2 protein-coding genes are annotated in these 1,725 nt (G+C 72.0%); one reads left to right on the top strand and one right to left on the bottom strand.

Features of this window, described 5'->3' with window-relative positions; genetic code table 11:
• Positions 1-138 precede the first annotated feature (138 nt).
• Entirely contained in the window at positions 139-1,038 is a 900-nt protein-coding gene (locus tag ACN675_RS29050; protein ID WP_420754100.1) for a LysR family transcriptional regulator, read from the top strand.
• Between the two features lie 126 nt (positions 1,039-1,164).
• On the opposite strand, the gene ACN675_RS29045 is transcribed toward ACN675_RS29050, so the two are convergent.
• The coding region (locus ACN675_RS29045; protein WP_420754099.1) for an EamA family transporter at positions 1,165-1,725 on the bottom strand (561 nt) is incomplete at its 5' end.

Here is a 1,725-nt window from a genome sequence, read left to right as displayed (position 1 = left end):
CAGACGCAGCGCGGGAGCGGCGGGCACGGTGATCATGCGTTCGATGATTTCGTCCGGCGGGCCTTGCAGCTAGACCCCGAAACCGCATGACGGCATATCGAATCGATATGTCTGTGGCGTCGGACATATCATTCGGTCATGACCGACTGGCCCGACCTCACCGCGCTCGAGCTCCTCGTCGGCATCGACGATCACGGCAGTCTCGGGGCCGCCGCTCGTAGCGCCGACATCGCGCAACCCAACGCGAGCCGGTCCCTGCGACGCCTCGAACAGCAACTCGGGACCGGGCTGGTGCGGCGAGGACGCGCCGGATCGTCGCTCACCCCCGAGGGGACGGTCGTTGCGCACTGGGCGCGGGAAGCGCTCGCCGACGTCCGCAAGCTCCTCGACGCCGCCGACGCGCTGCGCGTCGAACGGCACGCCGAACTGACCGTCGCCGCCAGCATGACCGTGGCCGAACACCTCATCCCGCGATGGCTGGGCCGGTTCCGGGCGGTGCGCGACGACGTGCAGATCCAGCTGCAGGTGCAGAACTCCATGCAGGTGTGCGACGCGGTCGCGGACGGTCGCGTCCACGTCGGATTCGTCGAGGGGCCCACCGTGCCGGAGGGGTTGCACAGTGTCGAGGTCGCCCGGGATCGCCTCGTCGTGGTCGTCACCCCGGACCATCCGTGGGTACGGCGCCGGCGCCCCGTGACCGTGGCGGAACTCGCCGCGACCCCGCTCGTGGTGCGGGAACAGGGCTCGGGCACCCGGCGCACCCTCGATCTCGCACTCGAGGAGTACGACCGGCCCGCCCCGCTGCTCGAGCTGGGCAGCGGCGCCGCGGTGCGCACCAGCGTCCTGAGCGGTGTGGGCCCGGCGGTGCTCAGCACGCTCGCCGTCGCCGACCACCTGGCGTCGGGAGAACTGCGGATCGTCGAGATCGCGGGGCTGGACCTGTCCCGCACGCTGCGCGCGGTGTGGCGTCCGCCGCGCGCGCTGGCCGGCCCGGCGGGGGAGTTGGTCCGCATGATCGTGCGGACGCGGGCGTCGTGATCGCCGGCGAAACAATTACCGACGGATAAGACAGCAGCGCGGTGCATCACCCGCGCGGTAATCCGATCGGAGCGCGGACACCGACTCAGGACCCGCACGGTCTCGTATGCGCGACCCGCGCAGTGTTCATATGCGCGACCCGCGCAGTGCCCCCACCCCGGCCACGATCACCAACGCGATCCCCACCGCCGCCGGGAGGTCGACGAACTGCCCCAGCACCACCGACCCGGCCAGCGCCGCCGCCGCGGGCTCGAGGGCGATGAGGATTGCGAACACCCCCTTCGGCAGATCACGCAGCGCGCGGATCTCCAGCGAATAGGGGATCACCGAGGACAGCAGTGCCACCCCCAATCCGGCGGCGAGGATGCCGGGGGACAGCAGTCCGGTACCGCCCGCGGCGACGCCGAACGGCAGCACGGCCACCGCCGCGACCGTCGTCGCCCCGGCGAGCCCCGCCGTTCCCGCCAGGGTCGTCGCGACGTGTGAACCCGCGACGATGTACCACGCCCACCCCGCGGCGGCGACCAGCGCGCACGCGACACCGAGCGGGTCGAGCGCCGCGGAATCGAACCCGTCACCGCCGACGCCGAGCAACACCACGCCGGCGAGCGCGAGCAGCACCCACAGCCCGTCCCTGAGGCGACGCGACAACACGGCCGCGAGCGTCAGCGGCCCGAGGAACTCGAT

It is taken from the genome of Rhodococcus sp. O3, assembly GCF_048897285.1.
Taxonomy (GTDB): Bacteria; Actinomycetota; Actinomycetes; order Mycobacteriales; family Mycobacteriaceae; genus Rhodococcus.
Note: the sequence above shows the minus strand (reverse complement) of the source record. Positions and strands in the feature narration are given on the sequence as shown.

Bases quoted from the DNA above. Each gene is read 5' to 3' on its own strand.
- ACN675_RS29050 (WP_420754100.1), top strand. From the start codon at position 139: ATGACCGACTGGCCCGACCTCACCGCGCTCGAGCTCCTCGTCGGCATC.